The organism is Mesobacterium hydrothermale (assembly GCF_035818635.1).
In the GTDB taxonomy this organism is placed as follows: domain Bacteria; phylum Pseudomonadota; class Alphaproteobacteria; order Rhodobacterales; family Rhodobacteraceae; genus Mesobacterium_A; species Mesobacterium_A hydrothermale.
In genome coordinates this window covers 19,534-38,590 of the sequence record NZ_JAYLLH010000030.1, presented here as the reverse complement: position 1 = coordinate 38,590, position 19,057 = coordinate 19,534, and the positions used below count along the sequence as shown (strand labels likewise).

Genomic DNA, 19,057 nt, shown 5'->3' with positions numbered 1-19,057 from the left:
AAGGCTGGGGACAAGGACGCGGCGCATATCCCTGGTCATCGCTTCCGAAAAGGAGACCGGATATGAAACCGTACACCGTCCTGAAATCCGTGGCCGTTGCCATGTTGCTGTCAACATCGGCGATCACCGCATACGCGGCGACCACCGACCCCGCACCGGTGACCGCGCCGAGTTACAAGACACAGTCTGCCATGCTGAAAACCGCGGACGAGGCGCTGAACGCCGTGGTCAATGCCCGCGCCGCAAGGTTGGCCCTGTTTGACAACAACATTGACGAGGCCAAGGCCCGTCTGACCAAGGCAACGGAAGAGTTTAACGTCGCCGAGAAAGGTTTGAACGACCTGACCATCGGCGATACCGAGATGCCCGACAACGCTGCGCGCTATTTGCCGTTCGACATGTCGATGGTGCTGAGCGACAATTTCGTGCCCAGCGAAGATGCCACGCAGGCGCTGAACCAGGCCGGCGACCAGATCAAGCAAGGCAATACCGACCAGGCGCTGGAAACCCTGAGGCTGGCATCGGTCGACGTGAACGTTTCGGCGGCGCTGCTGCCGGTGGCCGACACCTCTGACCAGCTTGAAAAGGCCCAGACCCTGATGGACCAAGGCAAGTATTTCGAGGCTAACCTGCAACTGAAAAAGATCGAGGATTCGGTGATCATCCGAAGTTTCTCGATCGATGCGATCCCCCAGCAAGGGGATGCCAAGGGCTGATTTCCCCCCAGTCCAGGGCACGTGGACCCCGGTGCAGCTCCGTCGCCGGGGTCTATTTGCGTCCGCCGGTCTGCGCACCCTTGCGCAGCGGCGCGGGCACAGGGATTGTACACTCAGCACAGCCGAATGAAGGACCCAAGACACCATGCGCCCCGGCCCCTTGAACCTGATCACCGACATCGCGGGCTTTCGCGTCGGCAACGCCGCTGACCCGGTTCTGAAATCGGGGGTCACCGTGCTGACGTCCGATATGCCGTTTTCCGCCAGCTACAGCGTTATGGGGGGCGCGCCGGGCACGCGGGAAACCGATCTTCTGGAACCCGACAAAAGCGTTGAGGGTGTCGATGCGCTGGTCTTGTCCGGCGGCAGCGCCTTTGGTCTTGCCGCGGCGCAGGGCGTGATGGAGGCGCTGGCGGAGGCCGGCCGCGGCTTCGCCGTGCATTCCGTGCGCGTTCCCATCACCCCGGCGGCGATCATCTTCGATCTGCTGAATGGCGGCGACAAGACGTGGTCGGTCAACCCCTATCCCGCGCTTGGCCGCATCGCGTATGAAGACGCGGGCACGGTATTCGGCATCGGCAGCCATGGCGCAGGCACAGGCGCGCAGACGGCGATGCACAAGGGCGGGCTTGGGTCCGCGTCGCTGGTGCTGGCCGATGGCCTGACCGTCGCCGCGCTTGTCGTGGCCAACCCGATGGGCAGCGTTGCCACGCCGTCGGGCCGGCATTTCTGGGCAGCCCCGTTCGAGGTGGGCCATGAATTCGGCGGTCTGGGCACCGATCCCGCGCCCGGGCTGCAACCGCTGCCTGCCAGCCGCAAGGCCCACGCCATGGCGCAGCAGGGCAACACCACGATCGCCATCGTCGCGACCGACGCGCAACTGACCAAGGCGCAGTGCAAGCGGCTGGCCACCGCCGCGCAGGATGGCATCGCGCGCGCCATCGTGCCCGCCCATTCGCCCCATGACGGCGATCTGGTCTTTGCTGCCGCCAGCGGGGCAAAACCGCTGGACCTGCCCGCCGTTCAACTGTCCTACCTGGGCCACGCGGCGTCGGTCTGCCTGTCCCGCGCGATTGCCCGCGCGGTGTGGGAGGCAACGCCGGCCCCCGGCGATACGCTGCCGACCTTCCGGTCAGAGCTGCCGGGTTGACCCGCGCGCCGCGCCGGGGTTCCATGCGCGCCATACCTGCCGGAGCCGCCCCATGCCGCAATTCGCCCTTCCGCACCTGAAACTGCACTATGAAATCGCGGGCAGCGGGCCGCCGATGCTGTTGATCCCCGGCATGCTCAGCGACAATGCCAGCTGGTCGGTTCTGGTCCCGCTTATGTCCGACCGGTTCACCCTGATCATGCCCGACCCGCCCGGCGCGGGACGGACGCAGCCCTGGGATGCGCCGATCACGCTGGCGGGGTTTGCGCGGGACCTTCTGGCGCTGTCTCGCGATCTTGGCCACGACCGGCTGCATGTGGTGGGCCATTCCATGGGCGGGCTTGTGGCGATGGTGCTGGCGGGGCTTGCGCCCGATCACCTGGCCAGCATTACGGTGCTCGGGTCCACTCCGCTGCCGTCCGCGCGCATCCCGACCGTGTTCCACACCCTGTGCCTGATCCGCGAAACCGGGCCCGAGGACCTGTGGCTGCGGGCATTGTTCCCGTGGCTGTTCGGCGATCAGTTCTTCTGGGACAGGCAGGGCGTCGAAGACGCACTCGCCGCCAGCCTGAGCTATCCGTACCTGCAAAGCCTTGAGGCGATGAAACACCAGACCCGGTCGCTGGCGCGGCTGGATATCCGCAGCTTGCCCGAACGGATTCCCGTACCAGGTCTGGCGCTTTTGGCCGAGGCCGACGCACTGATTCCGCCGGAACCCAACCGCGATGCGCTGCAAGCCATGGGTCTGCGGGTCGAGGTGCTGCCGGACTGCGGCCATTCCCTGCACTGGGACGCGCCGCAACTGGTGGCCGACCGCATCCTTCTGCACGCCGGGGCGCTGGCATGACGGACCGGTATGGCAACGCCATCACCTGCACCTGTGCCGACACCGCGCAGGGCATCGACGATTTCATCCACGGCTTCCTGTCCTACACCACCAAGGCCGTGAACATTCTGCACGCGGCAGAGGCCGACCCCGGGTGTTGTCTGGCCCAGACCTATGCCGGGATGATCTGGATGTTCCTGGAGGCGCCCGAAGCACCGGGCCGTGCCGAGGCGTTCATCACGCGGGCAGAGGCACTGGCCGGGCAGGTCACCGACCGCGAAGCCGCGCTGGTCCGCCTGACCCGGCTTTGGGCGCAGGGTGACATCCCGGCGCTGCTGGACCAGGGCGAGTCGCTGGCGCGCCGGCACCCCCGCGACCTGGCGTTGATCAAGCTGCTGCAATACCACCATTTCAACCGCGGCGACGCGCCGGCGATGTTGCGCACCGGGTTGATCGCCCTGCCGGAAAGCGCGGCAGAGCCCTACGTCCACGGCATGATCGCCTTTGGCTATGAACAATGCCACCTGCTGGACCAGGCCGAAGCCAGCGCCCGCCGCGCGATGAAGATCGAGCCAGCCGACCCCTGGGCGCATCACGCGCTGGCGCATGTCATGCTGACGCAGGGCCGGGTGGACGAAGGCATTGCCTTTCTTGAACAGGTCGCGCCGACGTGGGTCGACCTCAACAGTTTCATGCACAGCCATAACTGGTGGCACCTTGCGCTGTTCTACCTGTCGCGCGGGCGCCATGACGACGTGCGCGCCGCTTATGACACCCATGTCTGGGGGCTGGCCAAGGACTATTCGCAGGATCAGGTCGGCGCCGCCTCGCTGCTGGCGCGGATGGAGCTGGCCGGGGTCGATGTGGGCGACCGCTGGGGCGATCTGGCCGATCACGTTGCCGCGCGCGGGGCGGACACGGTGCAGCCTTTCCTGACGATGCAATACCTTTACGCGCTGGCCCGCGCCGGCCGGGCCGAGGCGGACGCCCTGATGCAGGCGGTCGAGGCGCGTGCCCACGGCACTGCCTTCGATGCCGAGGTCTGGGCGCATGTCGCGCTGCCCGCTTGCCGGGGCTTGCTGGCCCATGCCCGCTGCGATTTCGAGACATGCGTTGCGCAACTTGGCCAGGCCCTGCCACGCATGGCCGAAACCGGGGGCAGCCATGCGCAGCGGGACCTGTTCGAACAGATCCACCTTGATGCGTTGATGCAAACCGGGCGGCTGGCGCAGGCGCAGCAGGTGCTGGAACTTCGCCGCAGTTTTGACCCCGACGGTGTCGCGGTGAACGGCGCCTTGGCCGGCGTCTATCGCAAGGTCGGGCTGGACGCGCTGGCGGCAGAGGCCGAAGCGCGCCGCAAGTTCGGTTAGCGCAGGATCGGCGGCGCGTCAGGATCGGTGCCCGGCGCAGGGCGTTCCACCCGTTCGGGCTCTGCCGGTTCGGGAATGTCGAACCGCAGCGCAACGCGGGCCAGCTGTGCCGCCACCGGGTCGCTGTCATCAAGGAATATCACGTCCAGCGCCCCGGCCTCGATCCCGGAAAACACCAGCGCCTCATTCACCGCATGGGCCAGCGCGCGTTCCGCCCCCGGCAGCGCGCCGGTCAGGCCCAGCAGATGCCCGCGCGTGCCGTCGTCATAGGTGACCGCCGCAAGGTAGGCCTTGCGCGCCATGCCCTGCGCGGTGGCCAGTTTCGCATCCAGCGCCGTCAGCAGCACGTCGGGCAGCCCGGCGGGCGGATGCAGTTCGGACGGCCGCGCCTCGGCCTCTGCCGGGCCGTGCCCCAGCGTTTCAACCAGCCAGTCGACGGCCCCCGGCGGGATCAGGATCGACGATGGCGCGACCTCCAGGTTCACGCCCAGCCCGATGCCTTGCCCGGCCAGCATGTTGGCCAGCGCCCGCCCCGACATCGCGGCATAGGGCGCGGGCTTGCCGACGAACTGGCCCAGCCGGTCTTCGCTGTCGAAGACAAGGATGAACCTTGCATCCGACAGGTCGAACAGTTCGGGCGTGACGGTGTCGCCCTCGGCCTCGCGTTCCAGCAGCAGGAACAGTTCGGAATCCGCCAACCGTTCATAGAACCGCAGGCGGGCCGCGTCGTCTTCGGGGGCGGCGTCCATCGCTGCATGGGCGCGGTCGAGCGGCGTGAGGTCAGTCATTCAGGGTCTCCTTCACCCGCTGCCGCAGGACTGGCAACAGGTCGGTTTCGAACCAGGGATTGCGTTTGAGCCAAGCGGTATTGCGCCAGGACGGATGGGGCAAGGGCAGCGCTTGGGGCAGAAAGCCGCGCCAGCCCGCCACGGTTTCGGTAACAGAGCCGCGCGCCTGCAGGTGATACCGGTGGGCATACCCGCCTACGACAACAGTGAACCGCAGGTCAGGCAGCGCCTTCATCACCCGGTCGTGCCAGGTGGCCCGGCACAACGGTGGCGGCGGCAGGTCGCTGCCCCTGGTGTCATAGCCCGGAAAGCAAAAGGCCATGGGCACGATGGCAACGCGGGACCGGTCATAGAACTGGTCCGTTGTCAGCCCCAGCCAGTCGCGCAGCCGGTCGCCCGAAGGGTCGTTGAACGGCTTTCCGGTAGTGTGCACGCGCATCCCCGGCGCCTGCCCGGCGATCAACAGCCGCGCGCCGGGCTGAAACCAGACCACCGGGCGCGGCGTATGGGCCGTGGCCGAAGCGGCAAACCGGTCGGCACACAGGCGGCAGGCACGGATCTGGTCGGGCAGGGTGGTCATGAAAGCAGCGGTAGCGCATGGGCGCGCGCGCTGCAAACCCCGTCATTTCGACGATTATCGAAATAAAGATTGACCGAGCTAAAGTTTTCGATATTTCTAGAACCATGAAAATGAAGCCCACTCTTGATGCCCTGCCGCTGGAAGTCGCGGCGTCCAAATTCGCCGCCCTCGGGTCGGAACAGCGCCTTGGCGTTCTGCGCAGCCTTGTCCGCGCCGGGCCAGAGGGGCTGACAATCGGCGACCTGGGCCTGCGCAGCGGCGTCACGGGATCGACCCTGACCCATCACCTGAAGATTCTGACGCAGGCGGGCTTGATCACGCAAACGCGGCAGGGGCGCAGCATCATTTGCGCCTGTGCCGACTATGACCAGATGCGCACGCTGTCGGAATTCCTGCTGAGCCAGTGCTGCGCCGATTGTTCCACGGAAGGACATGACCATGGCTGACACCAGCACCCAACCGGCCCGTCAGTGGCCGAAACCCGACAAGGCGTGGCTGGCCATCGTCGCGGTTCTTGCCGTGATCGCGCTGCTTGACTTGCCGCAGACGATACCGACGGTGGAATTCGCGCTGGCCGCTCTGTGGCGCACGTTCCCCTATGTGGTCTTTGCCGTTCTGGCCGTTGCCTACATGAAGGCGACGGGGGCGGAAACGCTGCTGTCGCGCGCCTTCGAGGGGCGGGAAACCCGGATGATCGTGCTGGCGGCACTTCTGGGCGGGTTGTCGCCGTTCTGTTCATGCCAGGTGATTCCGTTTATCGCCGCGCTTCTGGCGGTGGGTGCCCCGCTGTCCGCGGTGATGGCGTTCTGGCTCGCCTCTCCGCTGATGGACCCGGCGATGTTCCTTGTCACCTCGGGCGAACTGGGGCTGGATTTTGCCATCGCCAAGACCTTGGCGGCCGTGGGCCTTGGCCTTTTCGGCGGGATCGGCACGATGATCTTTACCCGCAGCGTGGTCTTCCGCGATCCGCTGCGCGAAAAGCCCAAGGTCGGCGGGTGCTGCGGCGTCAAGAAACCGTTCCAGGGCAAGCCGCAGTGGAAGTTCTGGGGCGAGGCCGACCGGCGCGAGGTGTTCCGCGACAACATCCTTGAAAACGGGCTGTTCCTGCTGAAGTGGCTTCTGCTGGCCTATGTGCTGGAATCGGTGATGATCCACTATGTTCCGGCCAGCATGATCGCGGGCGTTCTGGGCGGCGAAGGCGTCTGGCCCGTGGTTCTTGGCGGCGTCATCGGTGCTCCGGCCTACCTGAACGGCTATGCCGCCGTGCCGTTGGTCAGCGGGCTGCTGCAACAGGGCATGGCGCAGGGCGCGGCGATGAGCTTTGTCATCGCGGGCGGGGTCAGCTGCATCCCCGCCGCGGTCGCGGTCTGGGCGCTGGTCAAGCCGCGGGTGTTTGCCGCCTACCTGGGCTTCGCGGTCACGGGGGCCATCCTTGCGGGGCTGGTCTGGGGCGCAATCGCCTGATCCAATTCCGCTGCGGGCCGGATTCCGGCCCGCAGCGCGTTGCCCATCCCGGCCCGCTCGGCTATAGCCGCTTGAAAGTGGGACATTAGGGAAGGCCGGGGACAAGATGTATCGCGTCTGGAATTTTCTGACGAACTATTCGTTGCTGCTGATCATCGGGGCGATCAGCGCGCTGATCTGGGCCAATACCAACCCTGACAGCTACCACCACTTCATCCACCTGGTGGTCTGGGACAATGCCCCGATTGGTCACCTGCACGATGGCCACCGCACGCTGACGCTGCACTATCTGGTCAACGACGTGCTGATGGCGTTGTTCTTTGCCATCGCGGCCAAGGAAGTCTGGGAAGCGGTGATCCTGAAAACCGGATCGCTGCGCGGCAAGAAAGCGGCGACGCCGCTTCTGGCCACCGCGGGCGGGATGCTGGGGCCGATCTCGGTTTATCTGGGCCTTGCAATGTTGATGGGGTCCGACACCTACAACGCCGTCGCCAACGGCTGGGCGATCCCCACCGCGACCGACATCGCGTTTTCCTATCTTGTCGGCCGCATGGTGTTTGGCGCAGGCCACCCGGCGGTGCGGTTCCTGTTGCTTCTGGCGATTGCCGATGACGCCGGCGGGCTGATCATCCTGGCGGTTTTCTACCCCAGTGGCGAACTGGCGCCGGAATGGCTCCTGGTTTCCGTGGCCGCCGCTGCGACGGTGTACCTGCTGTTTAACTGGCTGCCGCGCCGATTGGACAAAGGCAACCAGCTGCGGCCGAATTCGACCTGGGTGCGCAAGTACCTGTCGTTCTGGCCCTATGCCGCTGCGGGTGTCGTCAGCTGGTATGCGTTCATGAAATCGGGGATTCACCCCGCGTTGGGTCTGCTGCCCGTCGTGACCGCGATCCCCCATGCCGACCGGTCCTTCGGCATCTTCTCTCAGGCCGAAGAACACCTGACAGACCTGCTGAACGCCATTGAACATGCGCTCAAGCACCCGGTGGAAATCATCCTGTTCTTCTTTGGCCTGATGAATGCCGGGGTCGAGTTCTCGGCCATGGGCGATGCCACCTGGCTGGTGCTGGCGGGGCTGCTGATCGGCAAACCGGTGGGCATCTTCCTCTTCGGCTGGATCGCCGCTGTGGTCCTGCGGCTGGGCATCCCCGAAGGCATGCGCCTGATCGACCTTGCCACCATCGGCTGCGTTGCCGCCATCGGCTTTACCGTGTCGCTGTTCGTGGCCTCGGTCGCGTTCGATGCGGGGCCGGTGCAGGACGCGGCCAAGATGGGCGCGTTGTTCAGCTTTGCCGCTGCCGCGATTGCCATTGTCGTGGGCAAGCTGCTGCGGACTGAGAAACAGGAAATCTGACCCGCGCGTCAGACGTGAAAAAGCCCCGCCCGGATGCGTTCCGGGCGGGGCTTTGTTTTGACCGGGTTCAGCCGTGCAGCGCGGCGACGGTTTTCAGGACGGAAAAGCCGTACAGCGCCTCGAACCCCTTTTCGCGGCCGTGACCGGATTTGCCGACCCCGCCAAAGGGCAGTTCCACACCGCCCCCGGCGCCATAATTGTTGATGAACACCTGCCCGGCGCGCAACGCCCGCGCCATCCGCATCTGCCGCGCACCGTCGCGGGTCCAGACGCTGGCGACAAGGCCATAGTCGGTGCCGTTGGCGATGCGGATCGCGTCGGCCTCGGTGTCGAACGGGATGATCACCTGCACCGGACCAAAGATTTCGTCCTGCGCCAGCGGGTGATCCTCGGGCACCGGGCCATAAAGTGTCGGCTGCACATAATTGCCGTTCTCGGGCAGGTTATCGGCCAGCCGCGCCTGCGCCAGAACCGGCAGATCGCCCCCTTGCAGCAGGAACCCCGACACCCGCGCCTTTTGCACCGCCGAAATCAGCGGACCCACGTCCAGATCGTCGATCGCGGGGCCAACGACCTTGGCCGTATAGGCGGCGGCCATGCGGGCGCAGACCTCGTCCAGCAAGGCGCGCTGGACAAGGATGCGCGACGAGGCCGAACAGGTCTGGCCGGCGTTCTGCAGTCCCGCGTTCACAAGGAACGGCAGCGCGGCGTCCAGATCGGCGTCGTCGAACACCACCTGAGGGGATTTCCCGCCCAGTTCCAGCGTCACCGGCACCACGTTCTGCGCCGCCGCCACCTGAACGGCAGTGCCGGTCAGGACCGAGCCGGTAAAGCTCAGGTGGTGAATGCCGGGATGCGACGACAGCGCCGCCCCGGCCTCGGATCCCAGCCCCGGCACCACGTTCAGCACGCCGGCGGGCAGACCCGCCTCCATCGCCAGGTGGGCGAACATCAGCGCGGTCAGGCAGGCGTCTTCGGCCGGTTTGAGCACACAGGCATTGCCCATGGCCAGCGCCGCGCCGACGGAGCGCCCGATGATCTGCATCGGATAGTTCCACGGCACGATATGCCCTGTCACCCCGTGCGACTCGCGCAGGGTATAGACGGTGTAGCCGTCCAGGTAGGGGATCGTGGCGCCGTGTACCTTGTCTGCCGCGCCGCCGTAAAATTCGCAATAGCGCGCCAGGGCCAGCGCATCGGCGCGGGCCTGTTTCACCGGCTTGCCGACGTCCAGCGCCTCAAGCTCGGTCAGAAGATCGGTGTTGTCCAGCACAAGCTGGCCGATACGGGCCAGAATGCGACCCCGTTCGGCGGCGGGCGTGCGGTCCCAACCGGCGGCGCGCGCGGCCTCTGCCGCCTGCACGGCGGCGTCGATATCGGCGGCGGTACCACGGGCAATGCGCCCGATCTCCTCCCCGGTCGAGGGGTTCGACAGCGGCAGCGTTTCAGCGGTTGCCCGCCATGTGCCCCCGATCAGGACGTGGGACGGGTCAAAGGGCAGGGGTGGCAGCATGGGGTCCTCCGGCAATGTCTGGCAACTTTGGGGCGGCAGCGATCAGCTGCCGGGTGTAGGGATGTTCGGGCGCGGTCAAGACCCGTTCTGTCGGGCCGTGTTCGACGATCCTGCCGGCCTGCATCACCATCACCATGTCGGTGATCGTGCGCACCACCGACAGGTCGTGGCTGATGAACAGATAGGCCAGGTTGCGGTGGCGCGACAGCTCTGCGATCAGGTCCAGGATCTGGGCGCGAACCCGCACATCCAGCGCCGAGACCGCTTCGTCAAAGATGATCAGCTCGGGAGCGTTGATCAGCGCACGGGCAATGGCGATGCGCTGACGCTGGCCACCGGAAAAGGCGTGGATGTGGCGATCGGCATCCTCGGGTTGCAGGCCGACGGCGACCAGCGCGTCTTCGACCGCCTTGCGCCGCGCGGCGCCCGTCGGCGGATCGGGGCGCAGGTGAAACGGTTCGGACACCAGCCGGGCGACGCGGTGGCGCGGGTTGAAACTGCCATAGGGATCCTGGAACACCACCTGCAGGCCCGATCGCAGCGCACCGGGAAGCGCGGGCCAGACCGGATGACCAAAGGCGCGGATTTCGCCCTCCTGCAGCGGCTCCAGCCCCAGGATGGCGCGGGTCAGGGTTGACTTCCCGCAGCCGGATTCCCCCACCAGACCGACCCGTTCACCCTGGTGAATGGTGAAACTGACGTCGTCCACCGCGCGCACGGACTGGCGCGGCTGGAACAGGCGGCGGGGTTTCAGGTAGTCCCGCGTAGCGCGTGTGACCTGCAGGATCGGGTCCGGCCCGTCCTTCGGTGCAGGCAGGGCCACCTTGTGACCCGACGCTTCGAACAAGGCGCGGGTGTAGGGGTGGGTCATCCGGGCAAACAGCTGGCGGGTTTCGCCCTGCTCGACGATCTCGCCCGATTTCATCACCGCGATCCGGTCGGCCATGTCGCTGACCACGGCAAGGTCATGTGTGATCATCATCAGTGCCATGCCATCCTGCCGCACCAGCCCGGTCAGCAGATCGAGGATCTGCGCCTGGGTCGTCACATCAAGCGCGGTGGTCGGTTCATCCGCGATCAGAAGTTTCGGCCGCAGCGCAATGGCCATGGCGATCACCACGCGCTGGCGCTGCCCGCCGGACAGTTCGTGGGGGAAGCGCGACAGCGGGAAACGGTCGGGTGGCAAGCCGACCCGGGTCAGGACATCGCGGGCGCGTGTCTCGGCCTCGGCGGACGGCATGGCGCGGTGGATCAGGATGGTTTCCATCACCTGCGCGCCGATGGTCTGCACCGGGTTCAGCGCGGTCATGGGTTCCTGGAACACCATGCCGATGTCCTTGCCGCGGATGGCACAGAGCTGGGGTTCGGTCAGGGTGCACAGATCGGTGCCGTCAAGCGCGATCCGGCCGGTATGGGTGGCGCCATGGGGCAGAAGGCCGATGGTGGCGAAGGCGGTCATCGATTTGCCGGAGCCGGATTCCCCGGTCAGCGCCAGGATTTCACCCGTCGCGATGGCGAGGTTCAGGTCGCGCAGGATGGGTTTGCCGTGGATCGACAGGGTGAGCGCGTCGATGGCGAGGAGCGGTTTCGGATCGCCTGGGGCGATCCGACCGGGCGGGGGCGCTGCCCCCGCGCCCCCGGAGTATTTCGGGAAAGATGAAAGGGGGGGCTGGCTCATGTCCTGATCACCCTGAGCCTTGGATCGAGGTGGTCGCGCAAGCCATCGCCCAGCAGGTTGAGGCCGAGCACGGTGAGGATGATGGCGAGGCCGGGCATCAGAGCGACATGGGGGGCAAGGGCGACCATGGTCTGGGCGTCGGCCAGCATGCGGCCCCAGCTGGGCAGCGGAGGTTGCGCGCCGAGGCCGACATAGCTGAGGCCCGCCTCGGCCAGGATGCCGAGCGAGAACTGGATGGTTCCCTGCACGATCAACAGGTTGGCGACGTTGGGCAGGATGTGTTCGGCGCTGATCCTTGGGGCGGACTTGCCGGCGACGCGGGCGGCCATGATGAAGTCGCGCTGCCACAGGCTAAGGGCTGCGCCGCGGGTCAGGCGGGCGAAGACCGGGATGTTGAAGATGCCGATGGCGATGATGGCATTGACCGCGCCGGGGCCGAAGGCTGCGGTGATCAGGATCGCGATGACGAGCGAGGGAAAGGCGAAGACCAGGTCGTTTGCGCGCATGATGAGTTCGTCGAGCCAGGTTCCTTTCAGCGCGGCGGCGGCCAGGCCCAGCGGCACGCCGAGGACCATGCCGATGCCAACCGCGACCAGCGCCACGGCGATGGAGATGCGCGCGCCGACCATGAGCATCGACAGGATATCGCGGCCGAAATGGTCGGTGCCCAGCCAATGCGCCGTGGACGGGGGCTGCAGTCGTTCCGAAATCGCCATTGTATCAACAGGATAGGGTGTCCAGGCAAAGGACAGCAGCGCGGCGGTGACGAAGACGGCCGACAGCAGCGCGCCGAGGGCGAGGGTGCGGGTCATGTCCGGGACCTCAGCCTTGGGTCGACCACAGCGTAGGCGAGATCGACGAGGAAATTCACCATGATGACGGCGAAGACCAGCAGCATGACGACGGATTCCACCACGATCAGGTCGCGTTGCGAGATCGACTGGAACACCAGCCGGCCAAGGCCGGGCAGGTAGAACACCTGTTCGATGATGATTGCACCCGCCAGCAGGAAGGAGAATTGCAGGCCGATGATGGTCAGCACGGGAATCAAGGCGTTGCGCACCCCGTGACGCCAGAGGGTCTGCCGCTGGGACAGGCCCTTGGCGCGGGCGGTGCGCATGAAATCCTCGGACAGGATGTCGATCAGGGCCGACCGCATGACGCGGGTCAGGATCGCGGCCTGAGGCAGGGCAAGGGCGATGGCGGGCAGGGTCAGCGCCTTGATCGCGGGGAAAATCCCGGCGTCCCAACCGGGAAAACCGCCCGCGCCGAACCAGCGCAGGTTCACGGCAAAGACCAGCACCAGCATCATCGCGAACCAGAAATTCGGGATCGCGACGCCCAGCTGCGTGGCGCCCATGACCGCAAGGTCGCCGGTCTTGCCGCGGCGGCTGGCGGCGAAGATGCCGGCGGGAAAAGCGATGAGGGTAGAAAGACTTAGCGCGTAGATCGCCAGGGGCAGCGAGACCCAGAGGCGGTCGGCGATCATTCCCGCCACGGCGCTGCGATAGGTGTAGGAGATGCCGAAATCGCCGGTCATCATGCCGCCCAGCCAGCTGAGGTAGCGTTGCCATTTCGGCAGGTCCAACCCCAGTTCGGCGCGCAGGGCGGCGACGGTGTCGGGCTGCGCGTTGATGCCCAGCATGTAGCTGGCCGGGTCGCCCGGCGCGACCTCGACCACCAGGAAGATCACCAGCGAGGCCACCAGCAGGCTGACCAGCACCGAGACCAGACGTTTGAGCAAATAGCGCGCCATTGCGGCACGTTATGCCGGGCAATCGGGGGAGGGAAGGGGGCGTTTGTACGGAAATGCCCAACGGGTCGTACGGGGCGTCCGTACGAAACCGGGGTTTTCGGCCCGTTTGCGAGGGTGAGCCGGGGGCCGGGGCGCAGCCTGTACGGTCTTGCGCTTTTTCCGTACCAAACGGGCGGTTTTCCGTGCCGGGACCGAGACCGGCACCTGACGCCCCCCCGCTCTGGCGTGCCGACCGGGGGGGACGCGCCCAGTCGGGTCAGCCGACCGGCAGGGTCGAGGTCATCGAGGGGCGTTCGGAGAAGCCCTTGAACCAGGCGGCCAGCGCGTCGTTGCCGCTGCGCCAGTCGCGGTCGGGCATCCGGAAGTCGGCATAGCCCAGTGCGCAGCCGACGGCGATGTGACCGGCGTCGAGGCGGCCGTGCAGGTGGCTCATCCAGCGGGCGTTCAGTGCGGCGCAGGCACGGGTGAATTTCGTCCATTGCCCGTCGGTCCAGTCCGTCGAGCGCATGCCCTCGGGGCGGAAGCGGGCTTCGTAGACGATCTGCAGGCAGGCTTCCATCATGCCGTCGCCCGTGGCTTCGAGCGTGAGCGTTTCCCACAGGTGGCTGTCGGGATAGAGCCCGGCGCCCTTGCGCGCATCGAGGTAGCGGCAGATCACCCGGCTGTCGTATAGCGTGCAGCCCTCGTCGCGGACCAGCGCCGGGATCTTGCCCAGCGGGTTGGCGCTGTGCAGGTCTGCATCGCCGCCGACGGGCGAGGCAGTGACGTTGACCTTTTCGACATCTCCGTCCTGCCCGGTTTCCTGCAACAGAACGAGGACCTTGCGCACGAAGGGCGAGGGCCCGGCCATCAGTAGTTTCATGTCTCTCTCCCGGTTTTGGTTCGCATGACGTTGGCGCAACGCGGGGGGTGGTGCAAGGGGGGCTGCTGTCGGGACCGGTGGGGGTTCCACCCCCACACCCCCGAGGTATTTGAAAAACCAAAGACAAGCAGGTGTTGTTCAGAGTTCCGGCGGCGTGCGCATGATGCGGGCGAGCTGGCCGGTTTCAAGGCCGAAGCCTGCAGCCTGCGTGCCGGTTGCGGCGCCAAGGCGGGCGGCGTCGGGTTTGTTCTGGGCCAGTTTCCACGTCGCGGCGATGTCGGCGATGTGCAGGCGGCAGGGCACGATCATGCGCATCAGCCGGTCCATCACCGCGTCTGGCATCTTGTCGGTCTTCCAGACCGGTTTCGGCAAGAGCCGCGATTCAAACGCTTCGGACTGGCGGTCGAGCAGGGGCAGGAGCGCGTTCTGCGGCAGCAACTCCAGCCGCCCGGTCAGGTGCACGGCGACGTAGTTCCACGTTGGCACCTGGTGGTCGATGCCGTACCAGTCGGGCGAGATGTAACCGTCGGGGCCGTTGACCGCGATCATCGCCGGTTGCGGGGCGTTCAGGGCGCGGGCGATGGGGTTCGACCGGACAAGATGCAGGTCGGCATGGCTGCCATCCCCGGCCAGAAGGAAAGGCACATGGCTGACCATCGGAACCAGGTCGCCGTTCAGCACCAGCGTGCCGAAGGCGCGGTCGCGGGCAAAGGCGATGTCCGTGGCGGTGTCCTGGGAATGGTAGATCGGATTCGGGTGCATCGGTCCGGCCTTTCGCTGGTGTCGAAAGGCTGCGGGAGCAGCGCGGGAATGTCCAGTGCTCAGCCGGCCTTGGGGTGGGCCTGTTCGTAGACCTTCATCAGGTGCACCTCGTCGACCGAGGTATAGGCCTGCGTGGTGGACAGCGACGCATGGCCCAGCAATTCCTGGATTGCGCGCAGGTCGCCGCCGGCGGCCAGAAGGTGGGTGGCAAAGCTGTGGCGCATGGCATGGGGCGTGGCAGAGGCCGGCAGCCCCAGCTGCATCCGCGCCTGTTCGGTCACCTTCTGCACCAGGCGCGGGTTCAGCGGCCCGCCGCGCGCGCCGCGAAAGACCGGTGCGTCGGGTTCCATCGGATAGGGGCACAGGCGCAGGTAATCCTGCACCGCGGCGCGGGCCACCGGCAGGACCGGCACGATGCGTTCCTTGTTGCCCTTGCCCAGGATGCGCAGGCTGTCGCCCAGCGGCAGGTCGCGCCCGGTCAGGCCCAGTGCCTCTGAGATCCGCAGACCGCAGCCGTAAAGCAGGGTGATCACGGCGGCATCGCGGGTGCCGATCCAGCCGTCGCGCGATTGCAACGCCACGGTGTCGATCATGGCGCGGGCGGCATCTTCGGTCAGTGGGCGGGGGAGCTTTTTCTGGAACTTGGGGGCGCGGGTGGACAGGACGGCGGTGGGCTCATACCCGTGACGTTCCGCCAGCCAGCGGTAGAAGGATTTTACCGCCGAGAGCTTGCGGGCCACCGAGCGCGGCGCCACGTCCTGCGCCCGCAGATGTGCCATCCACGCCCGCATGTCCGGCACGCCGATGCGCGCCAGCGCGGCAAGACCCTGCGACTCCGCGAAATGCCCGGTCATGAAGGCGATGAAGTCGGTGACGTCGGCGCGGTAGGCCGTCAGCGTGTTGTCGGCGGCGCCGTTCAGCGCGCGGGCATGATCCAGCCAACCGGACAGCGCATCGCGCGCGGCGGGCGAGATCGCCAGTGTCACGACAGCCAGCGCCGCATTGCGCGTTCGAAAACGCCCGCGAAGAACGCCAGCAGGTCGGTGCCCTGCTGCGGGGTGAACTGATGCGGGTCCTCTGCCCCCATGACCAGCAGGCCGGGCAGGCGGCCCTTGCCGAAATCGAGCTTGAGGCAGGCCTCGGACCGGATCCAGGGGGCCTTGTCGCCATACATGTCGGGATCGCCGGCCTGCAGCTGACGCAGGGTGACCTGTCGGGTCTGGATACTGCGGCCCGCGGCCAGGTAGCCGTCGACATATCCGGGGCGCGCGATCTTCAGCACGCCGCCCAGGCGTTTCTCGGTCGCCTCAGACCCGCCCTGCGCCGTCTCCAGCGTCAGGCGGATGCGGTCGACGCGCAGGATTTCCGCCACTTCGCCGCCGAGGTCGCGCAAGAAGATCTCGAATTCCGTGGGGTCGAGCATGCGCAGGATGGCGCGGTGCACCTGGTTGGTGCCGGCCAGGTTTTCATAGGCCGCCGCGATCACGCTGCGGTGGGTGTCTTCCAGCCGGTCCAGCCGGCGTTCCAGCCGGTCCATCGCGATGCCGCGCAGATCGACGATGTTGTTGCCCATCGTGCGTTCGTTGGCGGCGATCAGCGCGCGCATGACTTCCTTGTCGTCCAGAATCACGTCCGGGCGCGAGATGATGGCCTCACGCGTGGCGTCGTCCATGTTGGCGTTGTTCATTCCTGCCCTCTGCCTCGGGTATCTGTGTAGTTACCTTAGCATCGTACCGCGGCCAAGGCTGTCTTTTTGTTGTTGCCAGATCGTTTCGCGGATGGCGCAAGACCTGTCAATGAAAACCGGCCCGGCCGGGTACGCCCAGTGCGGGACTGTGGCGCCAGGAAGCCACGCAAGGCGGGAATCCCGTTGACTTGCGGGCCAAAAGGGCGCATTGGCGCCGCTGTAGTCGCCGGGTTCCTTCCGGTTCGGGCCATTTCCCCCGTTCCTGCGAAACGTCTTTGCCGTCCACGCCAATGCGTGTCGCAAGGGGCTGTTGCGATTATCACCGCTGCGCAATCCGGCGCTTCGGTCAGTCGCAACCCGACGTTACGTGCCGCACCAACGGGCGGACAGACCCGGCCCGCGCCAACGGTGGCAGGGCCCGAAAGGACCAATACCTGATGACATTCGAACCGCTGGGGCTCCGCCCCGCATTGCTGGCGCGCCTGCAAGAGCAGGCTCTGACCAAACCCACACCGATTCAGCAGCAGGCGATCCCGCTGGCGCTGGCAGGCCGCGACGTGATGGGCCTGGCCCAGACCGGCACCGGCAAGACGCTGGCCTTTGGCCTGCCGCTGCTGGACAAGCTGACCACGTCGAAAAACAAGTGCCAGCCCAAGCAGGTACAGTCGCTGATCCTGGCGCCGACCCGTGAACTGGCCAAGCAGATCCACGATTCGCTGAAACTGTTCCTGCAAGGCTCGCACCTGCGCACCGTGCTGGTGATCGGCGGCGCGTCGATCAACGCCCAGTCGCAGCGCCTGATGCGCGGCGCGCATCTGCTGGTGGCAACGCCGGGCCGGCTGATGGACCTGCTGGAACGGGGCGCGGTGTCGCTCGACGACACCCGCTACCTGGTGCTGGACGAGGCCGACCAGATGCTGGACCTGGGCTTCATCCACACCCTGCGCAAGATCGCGAAGCTGCTGCCGAAGAACCGCCAGACGTTGTTGTTCTCGGCCACCATGCCGAAGCAGATGGAAGAAATCGCCGCCGCCTTCCTGACCGATCCGGTCCGGGTCGAGGTGACGCCCCCGGGCAAGACCGCCGACAAGATCGACCAGGCGGTGGTCTTCGTCGAACAGGCCGGGCGCCCCAAGGCTCTCTCGGATCTGCTGGATCAGCACCGCGACGAACTGGCGCTGGTCTTTGCCCGCACCAAGCATGGCGCCGAACGGTTGAGCCGCAAGCTCGAATCCGAAGGCTTTGCCGTTGGCGCGATCCACGGCAACAAGTCGCAAGGCCAGCGCAACCGCGCGCTCGAAGCGTTCCGCACCGGCGAATTGCGCGTGCTGGTGGCCACCGACGTGGCCGCGCGCGGGATCGACATTCCCGACGTGCGCCACGTCTACAACTTCGACCTGCCCAACGTCGCCGACAACTACGTTCACCGCATCGGCCGCACCGCCCGCGCCGGGCGCGATGGCCGCGCCATCAGCTTCTGCGGCCGCGAAGAGATCAAGCACCTGCGCGGCATCGAACGCCTGATCGGCAAGCCGATCCCGGTGATTGGCGACACGCCGGCAGAGCCCCACGGCCCCAAGTCCGGAACCCGTGCGGATGGAAAACCCAAGCCCAAGGGGGGTGCGCGCCGCCGCCCGCAGAGCCGCAGCCGCAACCGTCAGAAAGCGGCCTAAACAACAAAACGGCGGGGCCACCCCCGCCGTTTCCAGTTCAAGGCCATGGCTGCAAGGCCACGCTCTGTTCATCATCTTGCCGAAAATATCCCGGGGAGCGCGAGGGGCTGGCCCCTCGCTCCCGCCCTGGCCGCAGATGCACTCAGACGATCTTGATCCCGGCCTTTTCCGCGTCCTTCAGGAAACCGGCCAGACCCTTGTCGGTCAGCACGTGGTTGGCCATCGCCTTGATCACGGCGGCCGGCGCGGTGATCACGTCGGCACCGATCTTGCCGCAATCGCTGATATGGTTGACCGACCGGATCGACGCGGCCAGGATCTGGGTCTCATAGCAGTAATTGTCATAGATCGTGCGGATGTCCTCGATCAGGTCCAGACCGTCGAGGTTGATGTCATCCAGACGCCCGATGAACGGGCTGATGAAGGTCGCCCCGGCCTTGGCCGCGAGAATCGCCTGGTTGGCGCTGAAGCACAGGGTGACGTTGACCATGTGGCCGTCGTCGGTCAGCACCTTGCAGGCCTTCAGACCGTCCCAGGTCAGCGGCACCTTGACCGCGATGTTCGGCGCAATCTCCAGCAGTTTGCGCCCCTCGGTGATCATCGCCGCGGCGTCGGTGGCGACAACCTCGGCGGACACCGGGCCGTCGACCAGGTCGCAGATTTCCTTGATGACCTCAAGGATATCCCGGCCCGATTTGGCGATCAGCGACGGGTTCGTGGTGACCCCGTCGACCATGCCCAGGTCGTGCAAATCGCGGATGTCCTGAATTTCTGCGGTATCGACAAAGAATTTCATGGCGCGCGCCTCCTCTCTTGGCTTGGCCTTTCGTGCCCCGGGCTTTACCCCATGAGGACGGCAACCGAAACCCCCAAGAGCG

Annotated in this window: 19 protein-coding genes; 8 read left to right on the top strand and 11 right to left on the bottom strand. The window is 66.4% G+C overall.

Annotated elements, in window-relative coordinates:
• The first annotated feature begins 62 nt into the window (after positions 1 to 62).
• From VK792_RS16310 to VK792_RS16295, 4 genes are all read left to right on the top strand, one after another.
• Complete coding sequence (locus VK792_RS16310; protein WP_326298931.1) at positions 63 to 716, top strand: YfdX family protein; 654 nt, start codon at positions 63 to 65, stop codon at positions 714 to 716.
• A 145-nt stretch (positions 717 to 861) separates the two neighbouring features.
• A complete protein-coding gene (locus VK792_RS16305; protein ID WP_326298930.1) occupies positions 862 to 1,866 on the top strand; it encodes a P1 family peptidase in 1,005 nt (334 codons plus the stop codon).
• Positions 1,867 to 1,918: 52 nt separating this feature from the next.
• Entirely contained in the window at positions 1,919 to 2,713 is a 795-nt protein-coding gene (locus VK792_RS16300; protein WP_326298929.1) for an alpha/beta fold hydrolase, read from the top strand.
• Complete coding sequence (locus VK792_RS16295) at positions 2,710 to 4,062, top strand: tetratricopeptide repeat protein (RefSeq protein WP_326298928.1); 1,353 nt, start codon at positions 2,710 to 2,712, stop codon at positions 4,060 to 4,062. The genes VK792_RS16300 and VK792_RS16295 overlap by 4 nt, the downstream gene beginning before the upstream one ends.
• Here the strand turns inward: VK792_RS16295 and VK792_RS16290 are convergent.
• Positions 4,059 to 4,850, bottom strand: coding sequence for an SseB family protein (locus VK792_RS16290; RefSeq protein ID WP_326298927.1), 792 nt, complete (start codon positions 4,848 to 4,850; stop codon positions 4,059 to 4,061). The genes VK792_RS16295 and VK792_RS16290 overlap by 4 nt on opposite strands.
• Entirely contained in the window at positions 4,843 to 5,430 is a 588-nt protein-coding gene (locus VK792_RS16285; protein WP_326298926.1) for a uracil-DNA glycosylase family protein, read from the bottom strand. The genes VK792_RS16290 and VK792_RS16285 overlap by 8 nt, the downstream gene beginning before the upstream one ends.
• Positions 5,431 to 5,534: 104 nt before the next feature.
• On the opposite strand from VK792_RS16285, the gene VK792_RS16280 reads away from it, so the two are divergent.
• The 3 genes from VK792_RS16280 (at position 5,535) to VK792_RS16270 (ending at position 8,248) form a co-directional block, all read left to right on the top strand.
• A complete protein-coding gene (locus tag VK792_RS16280) occupies positions 5,535 to 5,876 on the top strand; it encodes an ArsR/SmtB family transcription factor (protein WP_326298925.1) in 342 nt (113 codons plus the stop codon).
• Positions 5,869 to 6,894: a permease gene (locus VK792_RS16275; RefSeq protein WP_326298924.1), complete on the top strand. Its 1,026-nt coding sequence runs from the start codon at positions 5,869 to 5,871 to the stop codon at positions 6,892 to 6,894. Before VK792_RS16280 ends, VK792_RS16275 begins: the two co-directional genes overlap by 8 nt.
• A 106-nt stretch (positions 6,895 to 7,000) precedes the next feature.
• Entirely contained in the window at positions 7,001 to 8,248 is a 1,248-nt protein-coding gene (locus VK792_RS16270) for a Na+/H+ antiporter NhaA (protein ID WP_326298923.1), read from the top strand.
• Between the two features lie 67 nt (positions 8,249 to 8,315).
• On the opposite strand, the gene VK792_RS16265 is transcribed toward VK792_RS16270, so the two are convergent.
• From VK792_RS16265 to VK792_RS16230, 8 genes are all read right to left on the bottom strand, one after another.
• Positions 8,316 to 9,761 (bottom strand): aldehyde dehydrogenase family protein, encoded by a 1,446-nt coding sequence (locus VK792_RS16265; protein WP_326298922.1) that lies wholly within the window; start codon positions 9,759 to 9,761, stop codon positions 8,316 to 8,318.
• On the bottom strand, positions 9,739 to 11,439 hold the full coding sequence (locus tag VK792_RS16260; RefSeq protein WP_326298921.1) for an ABC transporter ATP-binding protein: 1,701 nt from the start codon (positions 11,437 to 11,439) through the stop codon (positions 9,739 to 9,741). Before VK792_RS16260 ends, VK792_RS16265 begins: the two co-directional genes overlap by 23 nt.
• The gene (locus VK792_RS16255; RefSeq protein WP_326298920.1) at positions 11,436 to 12,251 is read right to left on the bottom strand and encodes an ABC transporter permease; all 816 of its coding nucleotides are present in this window, start codon (positions 12,249 to 12,251) and stop codon (positions 11,436 to 11,438) included. Before VK792_RS16255 ends, VK792_RS16260 begins: the two co-directional genes overlap by 4 nt.
• The gene (locus tag VK792_RS16250; RefSeq protein ID WP_326298919.1) at positions 12,248 to 13,195 is read right to left on the bottom strand and encodes an ABC transporter permease; all 948 of its coding nucleotides are present in this window, start codon (positions 13,193 to 13,195) and stop codon (positions 12,248 to 12,250) included. The genes VK792_RS16255 and VK792_RS16250 overlap by 4 nt, the downstream gene beginning before the upstream one ends.
• A 256-nt stretch (positions 13,196 to 13,451) precedes the next feature.
• On the bottom strand, positions 13,452 to 14,057 hold the full coding sequence (locus tag VK792_RS16245) for a glutathione S-transferase (RefSeq protein ID WP_326298918.1): 606 nt from the start codon (positions 14,055 to 14,057) through the stop codon (positions 13,452 to 13,454).
• 138 nt (positions 14,058 to 14,195) lie between these two features.
• Positions 14,196 to 14,819 (bottom strand): FMN-binding negative transcriptional regulator, encoded by a 624-nt coding sequence (locus tag VK792_RS16240; protein ID WP_326298917.1) that lies wholly within the window; start codon positions 14,817 to 14,819, stop codon positions 14,196 to 14,198.
• 59 nt (positions 14,820 to 14,878) lie between these two features.
• Positions 14,879 to 15,805 (bottom strand): tyrosine recombinase XerC, encoded by a 927-nt coding sequence (locus tag VK792_RS16235; RefSeq protein ID WP_326298916.1) that lies wholly within the window; start codon positions 15,803 to 15,805, stop codon positions 14,879 to 14,881.
• Positions 15,802 to 16,506 (bottom strand): DUF484 family protein, encoded by a 705-nt coding sequence (locus VK792_RS16230; protein WP_326298915.1) that lies wholly within the window; start codon positions 16,504 to 16,506, stop codon positions 15,802 to 15,804. The genes VK792_RS16235 and VK792_RS16230 overlap by 4 nt, the downstream gene beginning before the upstream one ends.
• A 437-nt stretch (positions 16,507 to 16,943) precedes the next feature.
• Between VK792_RS16230 and VK792_RS16225 the strand changes: the two genes are divergently transcribed.
• Positions 16,944 to 18,179: a DEAD/DEAH box helicase gene (locus tag VK792_RS16225; RefSeq protein WP_326298914.1), complete on the top strand. Its 1,236-nt coding sequence runs from the start codon at positions 16,944 to 16,946 to the stop codon at positions 18,177 to 18,179.
• 142 nt (positions 18,180 to 18,321) lie between these two features.
• Here VK792_RS16225 and fsa read toward each other — a convergent pair whose 3' ends face one another.
• Complete coding sequence (fsa, locus tag VK792_RS16220) at positions 18,322 to 18,975, bottom strand: fructose-6-phosphate aldolase (RefSeq protein ID WP_326298913.1); 654 nt, start codon at positions 18,973 to 18,975, stop codon at positions 18,322 to 18,324.
• Between the last annotated feature and the right edge of the window lie 82 nt (positions 18,976 to 19,057).